This window comes from Salipiger mucosus DSM 16094, from assembly GCF_000442255.1.
GTDB classification, from domain to species: domain Bacteria; phylum Pseudomonadota; class Alphaproteobacteria; order Rhodobacterales; family Rhodobacteraceae; genus Salipiger; species Salipiger mucosus.
On the sequence record NZ_KE557275.1, the window covers coordinates 71,232 to 87,622 of the forward strand.

Consider the following 16,391-nt stretch of genomic DNA (forward strand, 5'->3'; position numbering starts at 1 on the left):
CCGGGGTGCAGGGTGTGGGTCAGGTCGGCCACGCCGCCGGTGCCGCCCCCGCCGTGCGAGGCCGCCATCGCGGGCCCGGCCGCGGCCCCCAGCGCCGCCGCGGCGCCCGCCCCGGCCGAGGCGCGGAAGAACCCGCGCCGCGACAGCATTCTGTCCTTAACCTTGTTCATCACGCAGACATCACACATCTTCGGTCTCCCTGTTGGTCGTATGACGCCGCCAGCCTAGCGCGTCCCGGCCACCACGCGACGGAATTTCCGTGACGGGCGCTTGATTTCGCCGCCGTCAGGCGGTCAGCTGCCAAGCAAAGGGGCGGCGCGCCCGCCCGACCCGGACGGATATCACGATGTATGCCCTGGCGCGTTTCCTGCTGATCGGATTCGCCGTTCTGACGGTGATCTACCTGGCGCTCTCGGCCTGGTCGCGGTCGGTGCGGCGGCGCAAGCTGCAGGCGCGGTGGGATGCCCGCGGTGGCCCCGGCACGCGCGCGGACTACGTCGCGCGGGGCCTGCGGGCCTACGATCGCTCGCTCCGGCGCAAACTGATTCTGGGTGTCTATATCGTTCCTGCTTGCGTTGTGGCATTGATCGTCTATCTGACGAATTTCCACTAGGAGTCCGCCGAGATGAGATACTTCAAATGGGCCGTCATCGCGCTGTTCTGGCTGCTTGTGGCGGGGTTCCTGCACTACACGCTGCCGCAGCACGACGTGGCGCGGATCACGGACACCTACGAGAAGCGCATCGACCCGGGCGAAAACAGCTGGTTCTGGTCGCAGGCCGCCTCGGGCGACAGCACGCTGGCGACCAACCGCGACGTGTTCTTCATCCAGACGCGGCTCGCCTCGGACGGGGTGATGGTCTACCGCAACGAGGACACCGGCTGGGGCTGGCCGCCCTACTTCAAGTTCGACACCGCGAACCTGCAGGCCGAGGCCGCCGACATGCGCTCGACCGCGGCCGATCCGCAGTGGGTGGTGATCCGTCACTACGGCTGGCGGAACGAGTTCCTGTCGATCTATCCCAACGCCGTCAGCATCCGCCCTGTGGCGGGACCGGACGTGACCATCGTGCCCTGGCTCAACATCGTGATCCTCGTGGCGCTGGCCGCCGTGGTCTGGGCGATCTGGGTCCGCTGGCGCCGGTTCCGACAGCGCCGCATCGACCCTGTGATGGAAGACATGAACGACGGGCTGGCCGACGCCGGCGACCGGGTGCGCGGGCTCTTCGGGCGCAAGAAGGTCTGAGCGCCCTTCTGGTCGGCCGTGCCTGAGGCCCGCTCAGGCGCCGGTCTGGCCCAGGATCTGCGCCAGCACGCCGGGGCGGTCGTAGAGCGTCCACTCGCGGCGCAGCCCGTCGGGGCCGAACTCCGCCTGCGTCATCCCGAGGATGTCCACCATGGCCCCGGTCGGGCGCCCCAGCGCGCCGTGACCGTCGTGACGGCCCGTCAGGCGCCAGCGCATGGTGGCGCGCGGCGGGCCGAGCGCTTCCTCGGCCCCCAGCAGGTGCTCGACCCGGAACTCGGCCGAGGGGAAGGCCGCGCGCAATCCGATCCAGAAGGCCTGCGCCTCGCCCGGTCCGCAGCCGGTGTCGCCGCCGGGCAGGAAAAGCTCGGCCGCCGGGTCGTAGTGGCGCTCGATCACGTCGGTCTCGCCGCACATGACGCGGTGCAGCAGGTCGCCCAGCGTGTGGCCCCAGGCATCGTCGTTGCCCGTCCCGGCGTAGCCCGGCGCGGGCAGGTCGCCCCCCGGCGCAGGCGCCGTGGCGAGACGCCAACGGGCGCCCTCTTCCTCGTCCATGCCGATCTGGCGCAACAGCGCCGCCTCGTCGCGCAGGATCCATTCCTCGCGCAGCTTTCCGGCGACGCACCAGCGCTCGGTCATGACGATGCAGCCCACCGCGCGGCCCGTGGGCGCCCCGTAGAGGCCCGGCCCGTCGTGCCGGCCCGCCATCTGGAAGCGCTGCGCCGCAACGAGCGCGTTCTGCGCGGTGGCGGTCCAGAGCGTTTCCTCGGGCAGCATCGAGAGATCGGGAAAGGCCGCCCGCCGCGCCGCGAGATCGGCGGCCACCTCGGCGGGGCCCGACATCGCCAGTCCGCCGCCGCCGTGCGAGACCACGTCGCCGGCCAGATACTCGGGCACCCGGTCCAGCCGCCGTGCCTCGCCCAGATCGCGGCGAAGCGCGTCGAGATAGGCCGCGGCATCGTGCCAGTCGGGGGCAAACCCGGCGAGAAAGGACACTCAGCGTCTCCCGTAGTAGAGGCTCACGACATGCTCGGCCTCGGCAAAGAACAACCAGCGCGAGACAAGCACGCCCGCGACATGCGAGACAAGGGCCAGCACGCCCAGGACATGCGGCAGGGGCAATGGCAGCGCGACCGGCAGGATCGCCATGAGAAACAACGCGATGGCCCGAAGCTTGGTGACATGGCGGCGGGCCACGGTCCCGGCCATCTCCCGCATGACGTAGTTGCTGCCCGTGTGCGGCGGAAAGAGCGGGCGAGAGGCGTTCTCGAGCCCCGTGGCGGTTTCGAGGCTCGTGCCCGCGCGGGCGAAGCGGCCATCGCCATCCCACCAGGTGTAGAGCTGCAGCGCGCCGGCCAGGGGCAGCATGCCCAGCGCGACACCCGCGCGGCCTGCCAGCAGCGCACCGCCGGTGAGCGAAAGCCACAGGAAGAGCGCGGGCGTGGTCCAGTGGTGCCAGCGCGGCACGGTGCGCAGCTGCGCGTAGATCATCGAGGTCGTGCCGACCGTCACCAGCGCCAGCGCGGCGCCCAGCCAGCCCAGCGGCAGCACGACAACGCCCAGCATCAGCAGCAGGCCATGCAGCCCCATGACGCCCAGCGCGGCGGCCGAGGCCCAGGCCTCGCGCGAGAGCCAGCTCGTGCGCCACTGGGTGAAGGCCTTGAGCGCCCGCTCGGGCCGCCGCAGGTGCAGGGCCGAGGCGCCCAGCCCCGCCAGCGTCAGCCCGTGGCCCAGCGCGAAGAAGACCAGCGCCACCCAGCCGGTGGGCGGCGTCGGGTCGATGCCCAGCCACGTCAGCAGCCCCAGCCCCAACCCCGACAGGGTCGTGAAGAAGACGAGCGAAGGGGCCGCGTGCATCTCAGAGCTTCCCCAGCGTGCGGTCGATCCAGCCCAGCAGGCCGCGCGGCTCCTCGGCCACGGGCTCGAGGTAGGGCGCGAGCACGTCGGTCTCTCCTTCCCAGGCGTCGCGTGGGCGTGGGGGGAGATATTTGTTGACCGGCTTCGTCCCCTGCTCGGGCATCAGGTCCATGCCGCCGCGTTCGGCCACGAGCTGCGAAACTTCGCTTTCGGGATCGCCGAGGTCGCCGAAGTGGCGCGCGTTCGAGGGACAGGTGCGCACGCAGGCGGGAGTGCGATCCTCCTCGGGGAGGTTGTCGTTGTAGATGCGGTCGACGCAGAGCGTGCATTTCTTCATCACGCCCTCGGCCGCGTCCATCTCGCGCGCGCCGTAGGGGCAGGCCCAGGCACAGAGGCCGCAGCCGATGCAATCGGACTCGTTGACGAGCACGATGCCGTCCTCGGTCCGCTTGTAGCTGGCGCCGGTGGGGCAGACGGCGACGCAGGGCGCGTCCTCGCAGTGCAGGCAGGAGCGCGGGAAGTGCACAAGCTGCGGCGGGCCCTGCTCGGGCGTGACCTCGAAGCTGTGCACGCGGTTGAGGAAGGTGCCGGTCGGGTCGGCGCCGTAGGGGTCCTGGTCGGAGAGCGGGCTGTCCTGGCTCTGCGTGTTCCAGCCCTTGCAGGAAACGACGCAGGCGTGACAGCCGACGCAGGTGTCGAGGTCGATGACCAGGCCGAGCTTGCGGTCGGTATGATCGGGTAGCGCGGTCATGGAAAACACCGTGGCTCTTCATGAGCCTTGGCCTGCTGTCGCGGTTCCTCGCTCGGAAGCAAGGTCGGATGCCGCCAAGCCTGAGATTGCAGCAGTCGTCTTGCCGACCCGGAAGCAGGGCGCGGCAGCGCCGCCGGGCCGCGCATGAAGACGTGCCGCGCCGTGCCGCCAACGTCCCGAATTGGCTGCGAATACCGGCTCATTCGCCCACCCTCCAGCGCAGCGCTCCGGGCCCCTTGCCCACGGGCGATTTCAGCGCGCCGAAGACGGGCTGCGCCTCGTCGGGGACGGCGGATTTCTCGAGCCGCACGCGCAGGTCGAACCAGGCCGCCTGCCCGGTGATCGGGTCGGAATTGGACCAGCGGTGGCCGTCGCCGCGCTCGGGCAGCAACTCGTGGATCAGGTGGTTGAGCAGGAAGCCCTTGGTCGCCTCGGGCGCCTTCTCGTCCAGCGCCCAGGCGCCCTTGCGCTTGCCGATGGCATTCCAGGTCCAGACCGTGTCGGCGTTCAGCGCCGCCATGTGCGCGACCGGCACCGTGATCTCGCCGTGCGACGAGATCACCCGCACCCAGTCGCCCTCGGAAAGGTCCAGCTTCTCCCACCACCAGGTCGGCAGATAGAGCGGGTTCACCCCGTGGATCTGCCGCAGCCAGGCGTTCTGCGAGCCCCAGGAGTGATACATCGCCATGGGCCGCTGGGTGATGGCATGGATCGGGAACTCGGCCGGGTCCTCGTGGGCGTCCGACAGCGGCGCGTACCAGTCTGGAAGCGCATCGAAGGTGGCGGCGATCCGGCCGCGCAGATGCTCGGGCGGTTGCCGTTCGCCCTTGCCCTCGGCGGCGAGCTGGAAGCGGCGCAGCGGCTCGGACCAGAGCTGGATCAGGTAGGGCTGCGGCGCTTCGGCAAGGCCCATCTCGACCGCCCAGTCCTGGTAGGCCATGTTCCAGGGCTTGTAGTAGGCCGCCTCCTCGGGGACATGCGCGGTGAAATAGCCGCCCTGCGCGATGTAGCTGTCGAGCTGCGCCGCGTTGGGCTCGCCCCGGCCGTGGGTCAGCCCGGCCTCGCCCATGCGCCAGCCCGCCAGCGGGCCGACGCCCGGCTTGCGCTCGTGGTTGACGATGTAGTCGGCGTAGTCGGCATATGTGGGCGAGCCGTCCTCCTCGACCATGCCGGGCAGGCCCAGCCGGGCGCCGAGGTCCAGCAGCACCGACTGGAAGGGCCGCACGTCGCGGTCGGGCTCCACCACCGGCCAGCGGATCGCGTCGGCGGCGGCATCGGGTTCGCTGATCGGCCGGTCCAGCAGAGAGATGCAATCGTGCCGCTCGAGGTAGGTCGTGTCGGGCAGCACGAGATCGGCATAGGCCACCGTCTCGGACGAGTAGGCGTCCGAGCAGATGATGCGAGGGATGACATAGTCGCCGTCCTCGTCCTGGCGGGTCAGCATCTCGATGGTGCCGCGCGTGTTCATCGAGGAGTTCCACGCCATGTTCGCCATGTAGAGGAACAACGTGTCGATCCGGTAGGGATCGCCCGCGGCGGCGTTCGAGATCACCATGTGCATCAGCCCGTGCGCCGAGAGCGGGTTCTCCCAGGTGAAGGCCTTGTCGATGCGCTGCGGGGTGCCGTCCGCGTCCAGCGCGAGATCCTCGGGGCCCTGCGGAAAGCCCAGGTGCGGCCCCGGCAGCGGCGCGTCGGGGCATGCCACGGCATGGGGGCGCGGGTGCGCGTCTGCGGGCTTGGGATAGGGCGGCTTGAAGCGGAAGCTGCCCGGGGTCTCGACCGCGCCCAGAAGCACCTGCAGCACATGCAGCGCGCGGCAGGTCTGGAAGCCGTTGGCATGGGCCGAGATGCCGCGCATGGCGTGCATGGCGACGGGACGGCCGGGCATGCTCTCGTGACGCTCGCCCCGGAAGTCGGTCCAGGGGCGGGGCAGGTCCACCGCCTCGTCAAAGGCCGCGCGGGCCAGCTCGGCGGCGATGCGGCGGATGCGGTCTGGCGCCACGCCGCAGCGGCCGGCCACCTTTTCGGGGGCGTATTTCGGGTCGAGGTAGCGCTCGGCGATCTCGTGCATGACCGAATGGTGGGTCACGCCCGCGCGCCGGATGTGGCCGGTGAGCTTGGGCTGCACGCCCTGCCCGTCCCAGGGCGCGGTCCGTCCGGTCGCGCGATCGACCACGAGCGGCTTGCCGTCCTCGTCGCGCAGGAAAAGGCCGTGGGTGTCGGACTTCGGATCGCAGTCCAGCAGCACCGGGGCATTGGTGTAACGCGCGAGGTAGTCGAGGTCGATTCGCCCGGCGCGCAGCAGCTCGTGCACCAGCGACAGGATGAACAGCCCGTCGGTGCCCGGCGTGATGCCCACCCATTCGTCCGCGATGGCGTTGTAGCCCGAGCGCACCGGGTTCACGCCGATGACCTTGGCGCCGCGCTCCTTGAGCCGGGCAAGGCCCATCTTCATCGGGTTGGAGTCGTGGTCCTCGGCCACGCCGAAGAGCAGCATGAGCCGCGCGTTCTCCCAGTCCGGCGATCCGAACTCCCAGAACGAGCCGCCCAGCGTGTAGATCCCCGCGGTCGCCATGTTGACCGAACAGAAGCCGCCGTGCGCGGCATAGTTGGGCGTGCCGAACATCTGCGCCCACCAGCCGGTGAAGCTCTGCGACTGGTCGCGGCCGGTGAAGAAGGCCAGTTTCTCGGGCGCCTCGTGCCGCAGCGGCGAGAGCCAGTCGGCCGCGGTCTTCAGTGCCTCGTCCCAGCTGATCTCCTCGAACTCGCCCGAACCGCGCGGCCCCGTGCGGCGCAGCGGCTTGCGCAGACGCGCGGGCGAATTGTGCTGCATGATCCCGGCCGAGCCCTTGGCGCAGAGCACGCCCCGGTTCACCGGGTGATCGCGATTGCCCTCGATGTAGGAGACCTTGCCGCCCTTCAGGTGCACGTCGACGCCGCAGCGGCAGGCACACATGTAGCAGGTGGTCTTGCGGATCTCGTCCGAGACCCTGGGCGCGGTGTCGATCCGGGGCTGGTCCGTCATGCGGGAACGATCCCTCCTTCGTCCCGAACGCTAGGGCAGCGCGGACGGCGAGGCCAGCAAATTCCCCTGCGCGATCCGGGGGATGAGCGGAAATCCCTCGACACGTCAGGTGGTTTTCCGGGCCATGTGGGCGGGATCGATCCGGGCGCCGGCAATGGCACGAGAGGCCCTAGTGCGCCGCAGCCCAGTTCGCGCCCTGCCCCGCGTCGACCACCAGCGGCACGTCGAGCTTGACCACCGGCTCGGCCGCGGCCTCCATGACCTTGCGCGCGGCATCGATCAGCGAGTCCTCGGCACCGGCCTCGACCTCGAAAAGCAGTTCGTCGTGGACCTGCAGCAGCATGGTCGCGGGCAGGCTCTCGATCGCCTCCGGCATGCGGATCATGGCGCGGCGGATGATGTCGGCGGCGGTGCCCTGGATCGGCGCGTTGATCGCCGCGCGCTTGGCAAAGCCCGCGCGCGGGCCCTTGGCGGCGATCTCGGGCGTGTGGATCACCCGGCCGAAGAGCGTTTCGACCCGCTTGTGCTCCTTCGCGAAGGCCGTGGTTTCGTCCATGTAGGCCTTGATGCCGGGGAAACGCTCGAAGTAGCGGTCGATGAAGCCCTGCGCCTCGCTGCGCGGGATGCGCAGGTTTCGGGCAAGGCCGAAGCCCGAGATGCCGTAGATCACGCCGAAGTTGATGGCCTTGGCCTGTCGCCGCACCTCGGGCGTCATCTCGTCCATGGGCACGTTGAACATCTCGGACGCGGTCATCGCGTGGATGTCCTGCCCGTCGCGGAAGGCCTGCTTCAGCGCGTCGATCTCGGCCATGTGCGCAAGGATGCGCAGCTCGATCTGGGAGTAGTCGAGCGAGACCAGAGTCTTGCCCTCGGGCGCGACAAAGGCCTCGCGGATGCGGCGGCCCTCCTCGCTGCGCACCGGGATGTTCTGCAGGTTCGGATCGGTCGAGGCGAGCCGCCCGGTGTTGGCCCCGGCGATCAGGTAGGAGGTGTGGACGCGGCCCGTCTCCTTGTTGATGTGCTCCTGCAGGGCGTCGGTGTAGGTCGACTTCAGCTTGCTGATCTGCCGCCAGTCCAGCACGCGGGCGGGCAGGTCGTGCTCGGTCGCGAGATCCTCGAGCACGTCGGCGCCGGTGGCATAGGCGCCGGTCTTGCCCTTCTTGCCGCCCTCAAGCCCCATCTTGTCGAAGAGGATCTCGCCCAGCTGCTTGGGGCTGCCGACGTTGAAGCTTTCGCCCGCGAGTTCGTGGATCTCCTCCTCGAGCTGGGCCATCTTCTGGTTGAAGGCGCCCGACATGCGCGAGAGCACGTCGCGGTCGACCTTGATGCCGGCCATCTCCATCTGTGCCAGCACCGGCACCAGCGGCCGTTCCAGCCCCTCGTAGACGCGGGTGACATGGGCGCGGTGGAGCTGAGGCTTGAAGAGCTGCCAGAGCCGCAGGGTGATGTCGGCATCCTCGGCCGCGTATTTCACGGCATCGGCCACCGGGACGCGGTCAAAGGTGATCTGGCTCTTGCCCGAGCCCAGCAGCGACTTGATCGGGATCGGCGTGTGCGACAGGTAGCGTTCCGACAGCGTGTCCATGCCGTGCCCGTGCAGGCCGGCGTTCATGGCGTAGGACATCAGCATGGTGTCGTCGATCGGCGCGATCTCGATGCCGTAGCGGGCAAAGATCTTGGCGTCGTATTTCATGTTCTGGCCGATCTTCATGACGGCCGGGTCCTCGAAGAGCGGCTTCAGCGCCTCCAGCGCCTTGTCCATGTCGATCTGCCCCTCGGCCAGGTCGTCGGAGCCGAAAAGATCGTCGGTCGCCGCCGCCCGGTGGGCGAGCGGGATGTAGCAGGCCTCGCCCGCCTCGATGCAAAGCGAGATGCCCACGAGACCGCAGGCCATTTCGTTGAGCCCCGTCGTCTCGGTGTCGACGGCGACCCACCCACGGTCGCGGGCCTTCTCGATCCAGCGCTCCAGCGCGGCCATGTCCGAGACCTGCTCATAGGCCTCGGGGTCGATGGGCGGCGCATCGGGGGCGTCGTCCTCCGGCGGGTTGGCGCCCTCGGGGGTGGTGTCGGGAATGACCGGCGCCTCGCGGCCCAACGTCTCGGCCACGCGCTTGGACAGCGAGCGGAACTCCATCTCCGACAGGAAGCCCAGCAGCGTCTCGGGGTCGGGGTCGCGCACCTCGAGATCGTCGAGCGTGAACTCCAGCGGCGTCTCGCAGTCGAGCTGCACCAGCCTCTTGGACAGCTCGATCTGCTCGCGCTTCTCGATCAGGGTCTGACGGCGCTTGGGCTGCTTGATCTGCTCGGCGTTCTCGAGGAGTTCCTCGAGCGAGCCCCACTCGTTGATCAGCAGCGCCGCCGTCTTGATGCCGATGCCCGGCGCGCCCGGCACGTTGTCGACCGAGTCGCCGGCCAGCGCCTGCACGTCGACCACCTTGTCGGGGCTCACGCCGAACTTCTCCTCGACGCCCTCGCGGTCGATGCGGCGGTTCTTCATGGCGTCGAACATCTCGACTCCGTCGCCCACGAGCTGCATCAGGTCCTTGTCCGAGCTCACGATGGTCACGCGGCCGCCGGCCTCGCGCGCCTGGCACGAGAGCGTGGCGATGATGTCATCGGCCTCGAAGCCCTCGATCTCCTTGCAGGCGATGTTGAAGGCCTCGGTCGCGCGGCGCGTCAGGGGAATCTGCGGACGCAGATCCTCGGGCATCTCCTCGCGGTTGGCCTTGTACTGGTCGTAGAGGTCGTTGCGGAAGGTGTGCGACCCCTTGTCGAAGATCACCGCGATATGCGTGGGCGCGTCGTTGCCGTGATCGTGGTCGAGGTAGCGGCGCAGCATGTCGCAGAAGCCCTGCACAGCGCCCACGGGCATGCCGTCGGACTTCCGCGTGAGCGGCGGCAGCGCGTGGAAGGCCCGGAAGATGAAGGCCGATCCGTCGATCAGGTGCAGGTGGCATCCCTTGCCGAACTGGGTCATCGCGCCGTCTCCCTTGGCCGTCGTGCGCGACCAGCAATGCCACGACGGCGCCGGGGCTTCCAGAGGCGATGCGGCGTCAGCCGCTGCCGATCAGCACACCGGCGGCCAGCACGAGCGCCCCGCCCAGCACGACCTGCAGGGTCGCGCGGAAGAAGGGCGTCTCCATGTAACGGTTCTGGATCCAGGCGATGGCCCAGAGCTCGATGAAGACGATGATCCAGGCGAGGATCGTGGCCGTCCAGAAGTGCGGGATCAGGTAAGGCAGCGCGTGGCCCAGCCCGCCCACGGTGGTCATCACGCCCGAGGCGATCCCGCGCTTCATCGGCGAGCCGCGGCCCGAAAGCTCGCCGTCGTCCGAGGCGGCCTCGGTGAAGCCCATCGAGATCCCGGCGCCGACCGAGGCCGCGAGGCCCACGAGGAAGGTCGTCCAGGTGTCCTGCGTGGCGAATGCGGTGGCGAAGATCGGCGCCAGGGTCGAGACCGAGCCGTCCATCAGCCCCGCCAGCCCGGGCTGCACCCAGGTCAGAACGAACTTTCGGTGCGCGAGGCGGTCCTCGTCGGCGCGGGCTTCTTCGCCGAGATGCGCGCGCTCGAGATGCTCGGCGGTGTCCTGGTGGCCGGCCTCGGCGGCGGCGAGGTCGCCCAGCAGCTTGCGCGTGGCCGCGTCTGTGCTGCGCTTCGCGGCCTCGAGGTAGAAGCGTTCGGCGTCGGCTTCCATTCCCTCGGCCTGCTCGCGGATGCGTTCCAGCGGCAGGTTCTTGACCAGCCAGACCGGCCGGCGGGCGTAGAAGCCGGCAACATGCTCGCGCCGGACCAGCGGGATCACCTCGCCGAACCGCGCGCGGTGCAGCTCGATCAGCGCCTGCCGGTGACCGTCCTCCTCCTCGGCCATGGCGTCGAAGACCCTGGCCGAGTCGGGATAGTCCGCACGCAGCATCTCGGCGTAGCTGCGGTAGATGCGGGCGTCGTCCTCTTCCGAGGAGATCGCCAGCGCGAGCACTTCCTGCTCGCTCAGATCGCGGAAATGGCGTCGCTGGGTGAAGAATTGCATGGCCGGCCCTCTTTAGAACCATTCTAATCTACAAGTCCCCGCCGGATCCGCAAGCCCCTCGCAAGCGCTGCGGCAAATGGCGCGGCCCGCCTTGTCGATACTGAACCGTTCTGTTTAAATTACCACATCAAGGAGATCCGGAATGACGGCCGAGCCAGCCGAAGTGCGCCGCGGGCGCAAGTACGATCAGGTTGTGGCAGGCGCGCGCGAGGTCTTCATGCGCGACGGCTTCGAAGGCGCAAGCGTCGACGAGATCGCCCGTGCCGCCGGGGTCTCCAAGGCCACGCTCTACAGCTACTTCCCGGACAAGCGCCTGCTGTTCATGGAGATGGCCACGCTGGAGTGCGCGCGGCAGGCCGACGAGGCGCTGACCACCATCGACCAGTCGCAGCCGCCGCGCGTGGTGCTGCCGCAGGTCGCGCAGACCTTCCTGAGCTTCATCCTGAGCGAGACGGGCCAGCGCATCTTCCGCATCTGCGTGGCCGAGGCCGACCGCTTTCCCGACCTCGGCCGCCGCTTCTACCAGAGCGGGCCGATGCTGATGCGCGACGCCGTGACCCGCTACATGCAGGCCTCGATGGCCCGGGGCGAGCTGTGCATCGACGACCTCGATCTCGCGGCCGACCAGTTCACCGAGCTCTGCAAGGCCGATCTCTGGATCCGTACGGTCTTCGGCATCCGCGACAGCTTTGAAGAGGCCGAGATCGCGCGGGTGGTCGATGGCGCCGTCGAGACCTTTCTGGCCCGCTACAGCGCCTGACCCTCAGTCGAGGCGGCGCACCAGCAGCTGGTTGCCCGGGCCGCGCTTGGTCTCGAAGACCTTGAGGTCCGAAACGAGGTCCGACAGCTTGCGCTTGCCGTAGGTGCGCGTGTCGAAATCGGGGTTGGCCGCGGTGATGAACTGGCCGAGCTGGCCCAGCGTGTACCAGTCGTCTTCCTGCTCGATCGCGTCCATCGCCGTGAAGATGAGGTTACGCGCCTCGTCCAGGCGGCCCCGCTCGGCCGGTTTCTCGCCCTGCGCCTTGCCGGGCGCACCGTCGAGGTTCTCGAGGAAGATGAACCGCTTGCAGGCCTTGCGGAAGGCGTCCGGCGTCTTCTGCATCCCCATCCCGTAGACATCGAGCCCCTGCTCGCGCAGGCGCTGCGCGAGACGGGTGAAGTCGCTGTCCGAGCTGACCAGCATGAAGCCGTCGAATCGACCCGAGTGCATCAGGTCCATGGCGTCGATCACCAACGCGATGTCGCTGGCGTTCTTGCCCACGGTGTTGGCCGGCTGGTGATGCGGCACGATGCCGAACTCGGCAAAGACCTTGGCCCAGCCGGCCATCTGCTGGCTGGAAAAGTCGCCGTAGACGCGCCGCACGCTGGCCTCGCCGATGCTGGCGATCTCGTCGAAGATGGCCTTCGCGTACTTGGGCGAGGTGTTGTCGCCGTCGATCAGGACGGCGAGAAGGCGGGTTTCTTCGGGCACGTGGGGGCTCCGCTGGTTCGGGTCAGGTGTCGAGGCGCTTGTACATCACGAGAGCATCGACGTAACCCTTTTGCGGGTGACGAAAAGCCCCCGGAAGGCGGCCGACAGTCTCGAACCCGGCGCCCTCCCAGATCGCGACGGCCCGCGTGTTGGTCGAGACGACGAAGTTGAACTGCATGGCACGGAAGCCGCGCGCCGGCGCCTCTTCCAGCGCGTGGGCCAGCATCTGCCGCGCCACACCCCGGCCGCGCGCCGCCGGGTCGGTGACGAAACCGCAGTTGCAGACATGGCCGCCGCCCCCACCCTGGTTCCGCACGATGTAGTAGGAGCCGAGGATCCGCTCCGCGTCCTCGGCCACGAAGACGGCCCGGCCCGGCCCGCACCAGTAGTCGAGCGCCGCCTCGCGCGGGATGTCCGGGTCGATGGCATAGGTGTCGCCCGCCCGGAACACCGGCTCGAGCATGTGCCAAAGCGCGTCCCGGTCGCTTTCCGCGACCGGGCGCAGGGTGATTTCGGTGCTCATTCGAGCCCCTCCGTTTCGATTCGTATGACGGCACCGCAGTGCTTGCAGTGCACCGCGTCGGCGTCGTGCAGAAGCAGGCCGCAGGTCTCGCAGGGCTGGCGCACCTTCGTGGGGCGGAACAGCACCTGTGCCAGCCGCAGGAACAGCGTGACACCGCAAATCATCACCACGACCGCGATGGTGCGGCCGAGCGTGCCAGTCAGGGTGATGTCCCCGAAACCGGTGGTCGTCAGCGCCGTGACGGTGAAGTAGAGCGCATCGGCGTAGTTTCCGATCTGCGGGTTCGTGCGATACTGCGTGGCATAGACCAGCCCCGTCATCACGAAGATGAAGACGATCAGGTTCAGCGCCGCGACGATGACCTCCTCGTTCTCGCGAAAGAACCGGTAGTCGCGCCGCAGCCGCAGCAACAGCTGGTAGGTGTGCAGCAACCGCAGCGTGCGCACCACGCGCAGAAAGCCCAGCCCCTCGCCTGCCAGCGGCGCGAGGAAGGAGACAATCGAGATCATGTCGGCGATGGTCACCGGCCGGACCAGGAACCGCAGCCGCCGACGCTCGCAGGCGAACCGCGCCGCGAAGTCCGCCAGGAGCACGACACCGACCACCGCGTCGATCGTCTCGACCACGGGGCCGTGGTCGGTGAAGGAGGTGGCGATCACGAAAAGCACCGTGGCGATGTCGAAGAACAGCAACGCGGTGCGGAAGCGGTGTGCCCGCTCGTCGCTGCCCTCGTAGAGATTCCGAAGCCGTTCCAGCGCCGCGTCCTTTCCCGTCTCGCGCCCGCGCCGGCGCCGTCCCTTGGTCATGGACTCTCGGGACGAAGACGGCAAGTCCCGCGGCGCCCCGGGCCGATTGGGCGAAAGACCGCCGCGACGCCGGACCGGGGCGCGCGACGCTGACAGGGCGCTTGAGGTGGCGCCCCGAAGCGGACAGACTGGCCGCAAAAGCGAGCAGAAAGGCAGAACAATGGCCGTGACACGCAGATGGATGATGACCGCCGCCACGGCATTGGTGGCAGGGTGCGGCGGCACCGCGCGCATGGCCGGCGTGAGCGCGCCCGCCGCAGACCCCGAACTGCAGCCGCAGCCCAACCCCGGCTGGGATGCCTGGGTCGCGCGCTTCCGCGAGCGCGCGGGCGCGCGCGGGATCTCGGGCGCGACGCTGGACGGAGCCTTTCGCGGCGCGGGCTTCCTGCCCGGCGTGGTGGAACGCGACCGCAACCAGACCGAGTTCACCCGCACGCTCGAGGACTACCTCGCCATCACCGCCTCCGAGACCAAGGTCGCCACCGGCCGCGACCGGCTGCGCGCGCGGATGGGCCTGCTGCGCGAGATCGTCGACCGCTACGGCGTGCCGCCCGAGGTCGTCGCGGCCGTCTGGGGCATGGAGAGCAACTACGGCGCCCGGCGCGGCAACATCCCGGTGATTTCCTCCACCTCGACCCTTGCTTTCGACGGCCGGCGCGGCGCGTTCTTCGAGGCGCAGCTCATGTCGGCCCTGCGGCTGCTGGAACGCGGCGACACCACGCCCTCGCGTCTTGTCGGCAGCTGGGCCGGCGCCATGGGCCACACCCAGTTCATTCCCACGACCTACCAGGAATACGCCGTCGACTTCCGCGGCGACGGAAGGCGCGACATCTGGTCCGAGGACCCGACCGACGGGCTGGCCTCGACCGCGAACTACCTCTCGCGCAGCGGCTGGCGCCGTGGTCAGCCCTGGGGGTTGGAGGTGGGCCTGCCGGACGACTTCCCCGCCGGGCTGGCCGGTCGCGGCACGACCCGCAGCAGCGGCCAGTGGGCTGCGCTCGGCGTGACGCCGGTGGGTGGCGGCGCCCTGCCCGACGCGGGGCCCGGGTCGGTGCTGATGCCCTCCGGGCGCGGCGGCCCGGCCTTCCTGGTGTTCCGCAACTTCGGCGTGATCCTGCGCTATAACAACTCCGAGAACTACGGCATCGGGGTCGGCCACCTCTCGGACCGCCTGCTCGGCGGCGGCCCGCTGCGGGGGACATTCCCGCCCGACCGCTTCGGCCTGACCATCGAGGACCGCAAGGAGTTGCAGCGGCGCCTCACCTCTGCCGGCTTCGACGCGGGCACTCCCGACGGCGTGCTGGGCTCGCGCACCGAGGCGGCGATCGAGGCCTACCAGGCGCGCGCAGGCCTTCCGATCACGGGCGAGCCCTCTCGCGGTTTGCTGACGCGGCTGCGCGGGTGATGGCGACCCCGGCAGGATTCGAACCTGCAACCTGCCCCTTAGGAGGGGGCTGCTCTATCCAGTTGAGCCACGGGGCCGCTGGCCGGTGCGGCGGGTCCGTCCGGGGGCGGGCCCGGCCGTCGGCCTGCCCTGATTACCGATTGCCGCCGGAATTGTCATCCCGCAAAGGGAATGTCGAAGCGGTTGCGCCAACATCTTGTGCCCGTGGGCAAATCCGCTAACATCGGCCCATGAGCAGCATGGAGGAGGCCGCAAGTGGCTGACGACGATCCCCGCCCGCTGACCCTTCGTGACGTGTCAGAAGCCTCCGGCGTATCCGAAATGACCGTGAGCCGCGTGCTGCGCAATCGTGGCGACGTGTCCGAAACGACGCGCGCCCGGGTGCTCGAGGCGGCCAAGACGCTGGGTTACGTGCCCAACAAGATCGCGGGCGCCCTTGCCAGCCAGCGGGTGAACCTCGTCGCGGTCATCATCCCCTCGATGCGGAACATGGTCTTTCCCGAGGTCATGGCCGGCATTTCGGCCGTGCTCGAGGATACTGAGCTGCAGCCCGTGGTCGGCGTGACCGATTACACCCCCGAAAAGGAAGAGCGCGTCCTCTACGAGATGCTCTCCTGGCGGCCCTCGGGCGTCATCATCGCCGGGATCGAGCATTCCGAGGCCTCCAAAGCCATGCTCCGCGCCAGCGGCATCCCCGTGGTCGAGATCATGGACACCGACGGCAAGCCCATCGACTGCGCGGTCGGCATCTCGCACCGCCGCGCGGGCCGCGAGATGGCGCGCGCCATCCTGCGCGCCGGCTACCAGAAGATCGGCTTCCTCGGAACCAAGATGCCGCTCGACTACCGCGCCCGGAAACGCTTCGAGGGCTTCACCGAGGCGCTGGCCAAGGGCGGCGTCGAGGTCATGGAACAGGAATTCTACTCGGGCGGCTCGGCGCTGAAGAAGGGCCGCGAGATGACGCAGGCCATCCTCGAGCGCGAGCCCGAGCTGGATTTCCTCTACTACTCGAACGACATGATCGGGGCCGGCGGGTTGCTCTACCTGCTCGAACAGGGCCGCGACATCCCAGGCGACATCGGTCTCGCCGGGTTCAACGGAGTCGAGCTGCTCGAGGGGCTGCCGCGCCGGCTGGCCACGATGGACGCCTGCCGCGCCGAGATCGGCCGCAAGGCGGCCGAGATCATCGCATCGCGCGTCAACGATCCGGACGCCAGCTTCGATTCAGTAATCGAGCTGACGCCCAAGATCGCCTACGGCGACACCTTGCGGCACTGACCGC

General features: G+C 69.1%; 14 protein-coding genes, 1 tRNA gene and 1 pseudogene. 5 read left to right on the plus strand and 11 right to left on the minus strand.

Features of this window, described 5'->3' with window-relative positions:
• Positions 1–188: pseudogene (locus SALMUC_RS30400) on the minus strand (cyclase family protein); the annotation flags it as partial.
• Positions 189–346: 158 nt separating this feature from the next.
• On the opposite strand from SALMUC_RS30400, the gene SALMUC_RS09760 reads away from it, so the two are divergent.
• Both SALMUC_RS09760 and SALMUC_RS09765 read left to right on the plus strand, forming a co-directional pair.
• Positions 347–613, plus strand: a complete 267-nt coding sequence (locus SALMUC_RS09760; RefSeq protein WP_020041517.1) for a hypothetical protein — start codon at positions 347–349, stop codon at positions 611–613.
• 12 nt (positions 614–625) lie between these two features.
• Entirely contained in the window at positions 626–1,246 is a 621-nt protein-coding gene (locus tag SALMUC_RS09765) for a DUF1523 family protein (protein WP_020041516.1), read from the plus strand.
• A gap of 33 nt (positions 1,247–1,279) precedes the next feature.
• Here the strand turns inward: SALMUC_RS09765 and SALMUC_RS09770 are convergent, their stop codons facing one another.
• The 6 genes from SALMUC_RS09770 to mbfA form a co-directional block, all read right to left on the minus strand.
• Positions 1,280–2,239, minus strand: coding sequence for an ester cyclase (locus tag SALMUC_RS09770; protein WP_020041515.1), 960 nt, complete (start codon positions 2,237–2,239; stop codon positions 1,280–1,282).
• Positions 2,240–3,100: a dimethyl sulfoxide reductase anchor subunit family protein gene (locus tag SALMUC_RS09775; protein ID WP_020041514.1), complete on the minus strand. Its 861-nt coding sequence runs from the start codon at positions 3,098–3,100 to the stop codon at positions 2,240–2,242.
• Between the two features lies 1 nt (position 3,101).
• Positions 3,102–3,851 carry a 4Fe-4S dicluster domain-containing protein gene (locus SALMUC_RS09780; RefSeq protein WP_020041513.1) on the minus strand — a complete coding sequence of 250 codons (750 nt, stop codon included), beginning with the start codon at positions 3,849–3,851 and terminating at the stop codon, positions 3,102–3,104.
• A 199-nt stretch (positions 3,852–4,050) separates the two neighbouring features.
• Positions 4,051–6,876, minus strand: coding sequence for a molybdopterin-dependent oxidoreductase (locus tag SALMUC_RS09785; RefSeq protein WP_020041512.1), 2,826 nt, complete (start codon positions 6,874–6,876; stop codon positions 4,051–4,053).
• 169 nt (positions 6,877–7,045) lie between these two features.
• The gene (gene polA, locus SALMUC_RS09790; RefSeq protein WP_020041511.1) at positions 7,046–9,853 is read right to left on the minus strand and encodes a DNA polymerase I; all 2,808 of its coding nucleotides are present in this window, start codon (positions 9,851–9,853) and stop codon (positions 7,046–7,048) included.
• A gap of 76 nt (positions 9,854–9,929) precedes the next feature.
• Positions 9,930–10,904, minus strand: coding sequence for an iron exporter MbfA (gene mbfA, locus SALMUC_RS09795; RefSeq protein ID WP_020041510.1), 975 nt, complete (start codon positions 10,902–10,904; stop codon positions 9,930–9,932).
• 142 nt (positions 10,905–11,046) lie between these two features.
• On the opposite strand from mbfA, the gene SALMUC_RS09800 reads away from it, so the two are divergent.
• Entirely contained in the window at positions 11,047–11,664 is a 618-nt protein-coding gene (locus SALMUC_RS09800) for a TetR/AcrR family transcriptional regulator (protein WP_020041509.1), read from the plus strand.
• A gap of 3 nt (positions 11,665–11,667) precedes the next feature.
• On the opposite strand, the gene SALMUC_RS09805 is transcribed toward SALMUC_RS09800, so the two are convergent.
• Genes SALMUC_RS09805 through SALMUC_RS09815 form a run of 3 tightly spaced genes read right to left on the minus strand, consistent with a single transcriptional unit; the run spans position 11,668 to position 13,704 of the window.
• A complete protein-coding gene (locus tag SALMUC_RS09805) occupies positions 11,668–12,375 on the minus strand; it encodes an NYN domain-containing protein (RefSeq protein WP_020041508.1) in 708 nt (235 codons plus the stop codon).
• A 22-nt stretch (positions 12,376–12,397) separates the two neighbouring features.
• Positions 12,398–12,898, minus strand: coding sequence for a GNAT family N-acetyltransferase (locus tag SALMUC_RS09810; RefSeq protein ID WP_020041507.1), 501 nt, complete (start codon positions 12,896–12,898; stop codon positions 12,398–12,400).
• Positions 12,895–13,704 (minus strand): potassium channel family protein, encoded by an 810-nt coding sequence (locus SALMUC_RS09815; protein ID WP_020041506.1) that lies wholly within the window; start codon positions 13,702–13,704, stop codon positions 12,895–12,897. Before SALMUC_RS09815 ends, SALMUC_RS09810 begins: the two co-directional genes overlap by 4 nt.
• A 160-nt stretch (positions 13,705–13,864) precedes the next feature.
• Here SALMUC_RS09815 and SALMUC_RS09820 point away from each other — a divergent pair, with 160 nt between their 5' ends.
• Positions 13,865–15,109, plus strand: a complete 1,245-nt coding sequence (locus SALMUC_RS09820) for a lytic murein transglycosylase (protein ID WP_020041505.1) — start codon at positions 13,865–13,867, stop codon at positions 15,107–15,109.
• Here the strand turns inward: SALMUC_RS09820 and SALMUC_RS09825 are convergent.
• A tRNA-Arg gene (locus tag SALMUC_RS09825) sits at positions 15,110–15,186 on the minus strand.
• 178 nt (positions 15,187–15,364) lie between these two features.
• Between SALMUC_RS09825 and SALMUC_RS09830 the strand changes: the two genes are divergently transcribed.
• Positions 15,365–16,387, plus strand: a complete 1,023-nt coding sequence (locus tag SALMUC_RS09830; RefSeq protein WP_021120168.1) for a LacI family DNA-binding transcriptional regulator — start codon at positions 15,365–15,367, stop codon at positions 16,385–16,387.
• Positions 16,388–16,391: the final 4 nt, after the last annotated feature.

Bases quoted from the DNA above. Each gene is read 5' to 3' on its own strand.
- SALMUC_RS09810 (WP_020041507.1), bottom strand. From the start codon at position 12,898: ATGAGCACCGAAATCACCCTGCGCCCGGTCGCGGAAAGCGACCGGGAC.
- SALMUC_RS09775 (WP_020041514.1), bottom strand. From the start codon at position 3,100: ATGCACGCGGCCCCTTCGCTCGTCTTCTTCACGACCCTGTCGGGGTTG.
- SALMUC_RS09780 (WP_020041513.1), bottom strand. From the start codon at position 3,851: ATGACCGCGCTACCCGATCATACCGACCGCAAGCTCGGCCTGGTCATC.
- SALMUC_RS09815 (WP_020041506.1), bottom strand. From the start codon at position 13,704: ATGACCAAGGGACGGCGCCGGCGCGGGCGCGAGACGGGAAAGGACGCG.
- SALMUC_RS09800 (WP_020041509.1), top strand. From the start codon at position 11,047: ATGACGGCCGAGCCAGCCGAAGTGCGCCGCGGGCGCAAGTACGATCAG.
- SALMUC_RS09765 (WP_020041516.1), top strand. From the start codon at position 626: ATGAGATACTTCAAATGGGCCGTCATCGCGCTGTTCTGGCTGCTTGTG.
- SALMUC_RS09760 (WP_020041517.1), top strand. From the start codon at position 347: ATGTATGCCCTGGCGCGTTTCCTGCTGATCGGATTCGCCGTTCTGACG.
- mbfA (WP_020041510.1), bottom strand. From the start codon at position 10,904: ATGCAATTCTTCACCCAGCGACGCCATTTCCGCGATCTGAGCGAGCAG.
- SALMUC_RS09785 (WP_020041512.1), bottom strand. From the start codon at position 6,876: ATGACGGACCAGCCCCGGATCGACACCGCGCCCAGGGTCTCGGACGAG.
- SALMUC_RS09820 (WP_020041505.1), top strand. From the start codon at position 13,865: ATGGCCGTGACACGCAGATGGATGATGACCGCCGCCACGGCATTGGTG.
- polA (WP_020041511.1), bottom strand. From the start codon at position 9,853: ATGACCCAGTTCGGCAAGGGATGCCACCTGCACCTGATCGACGGATCG.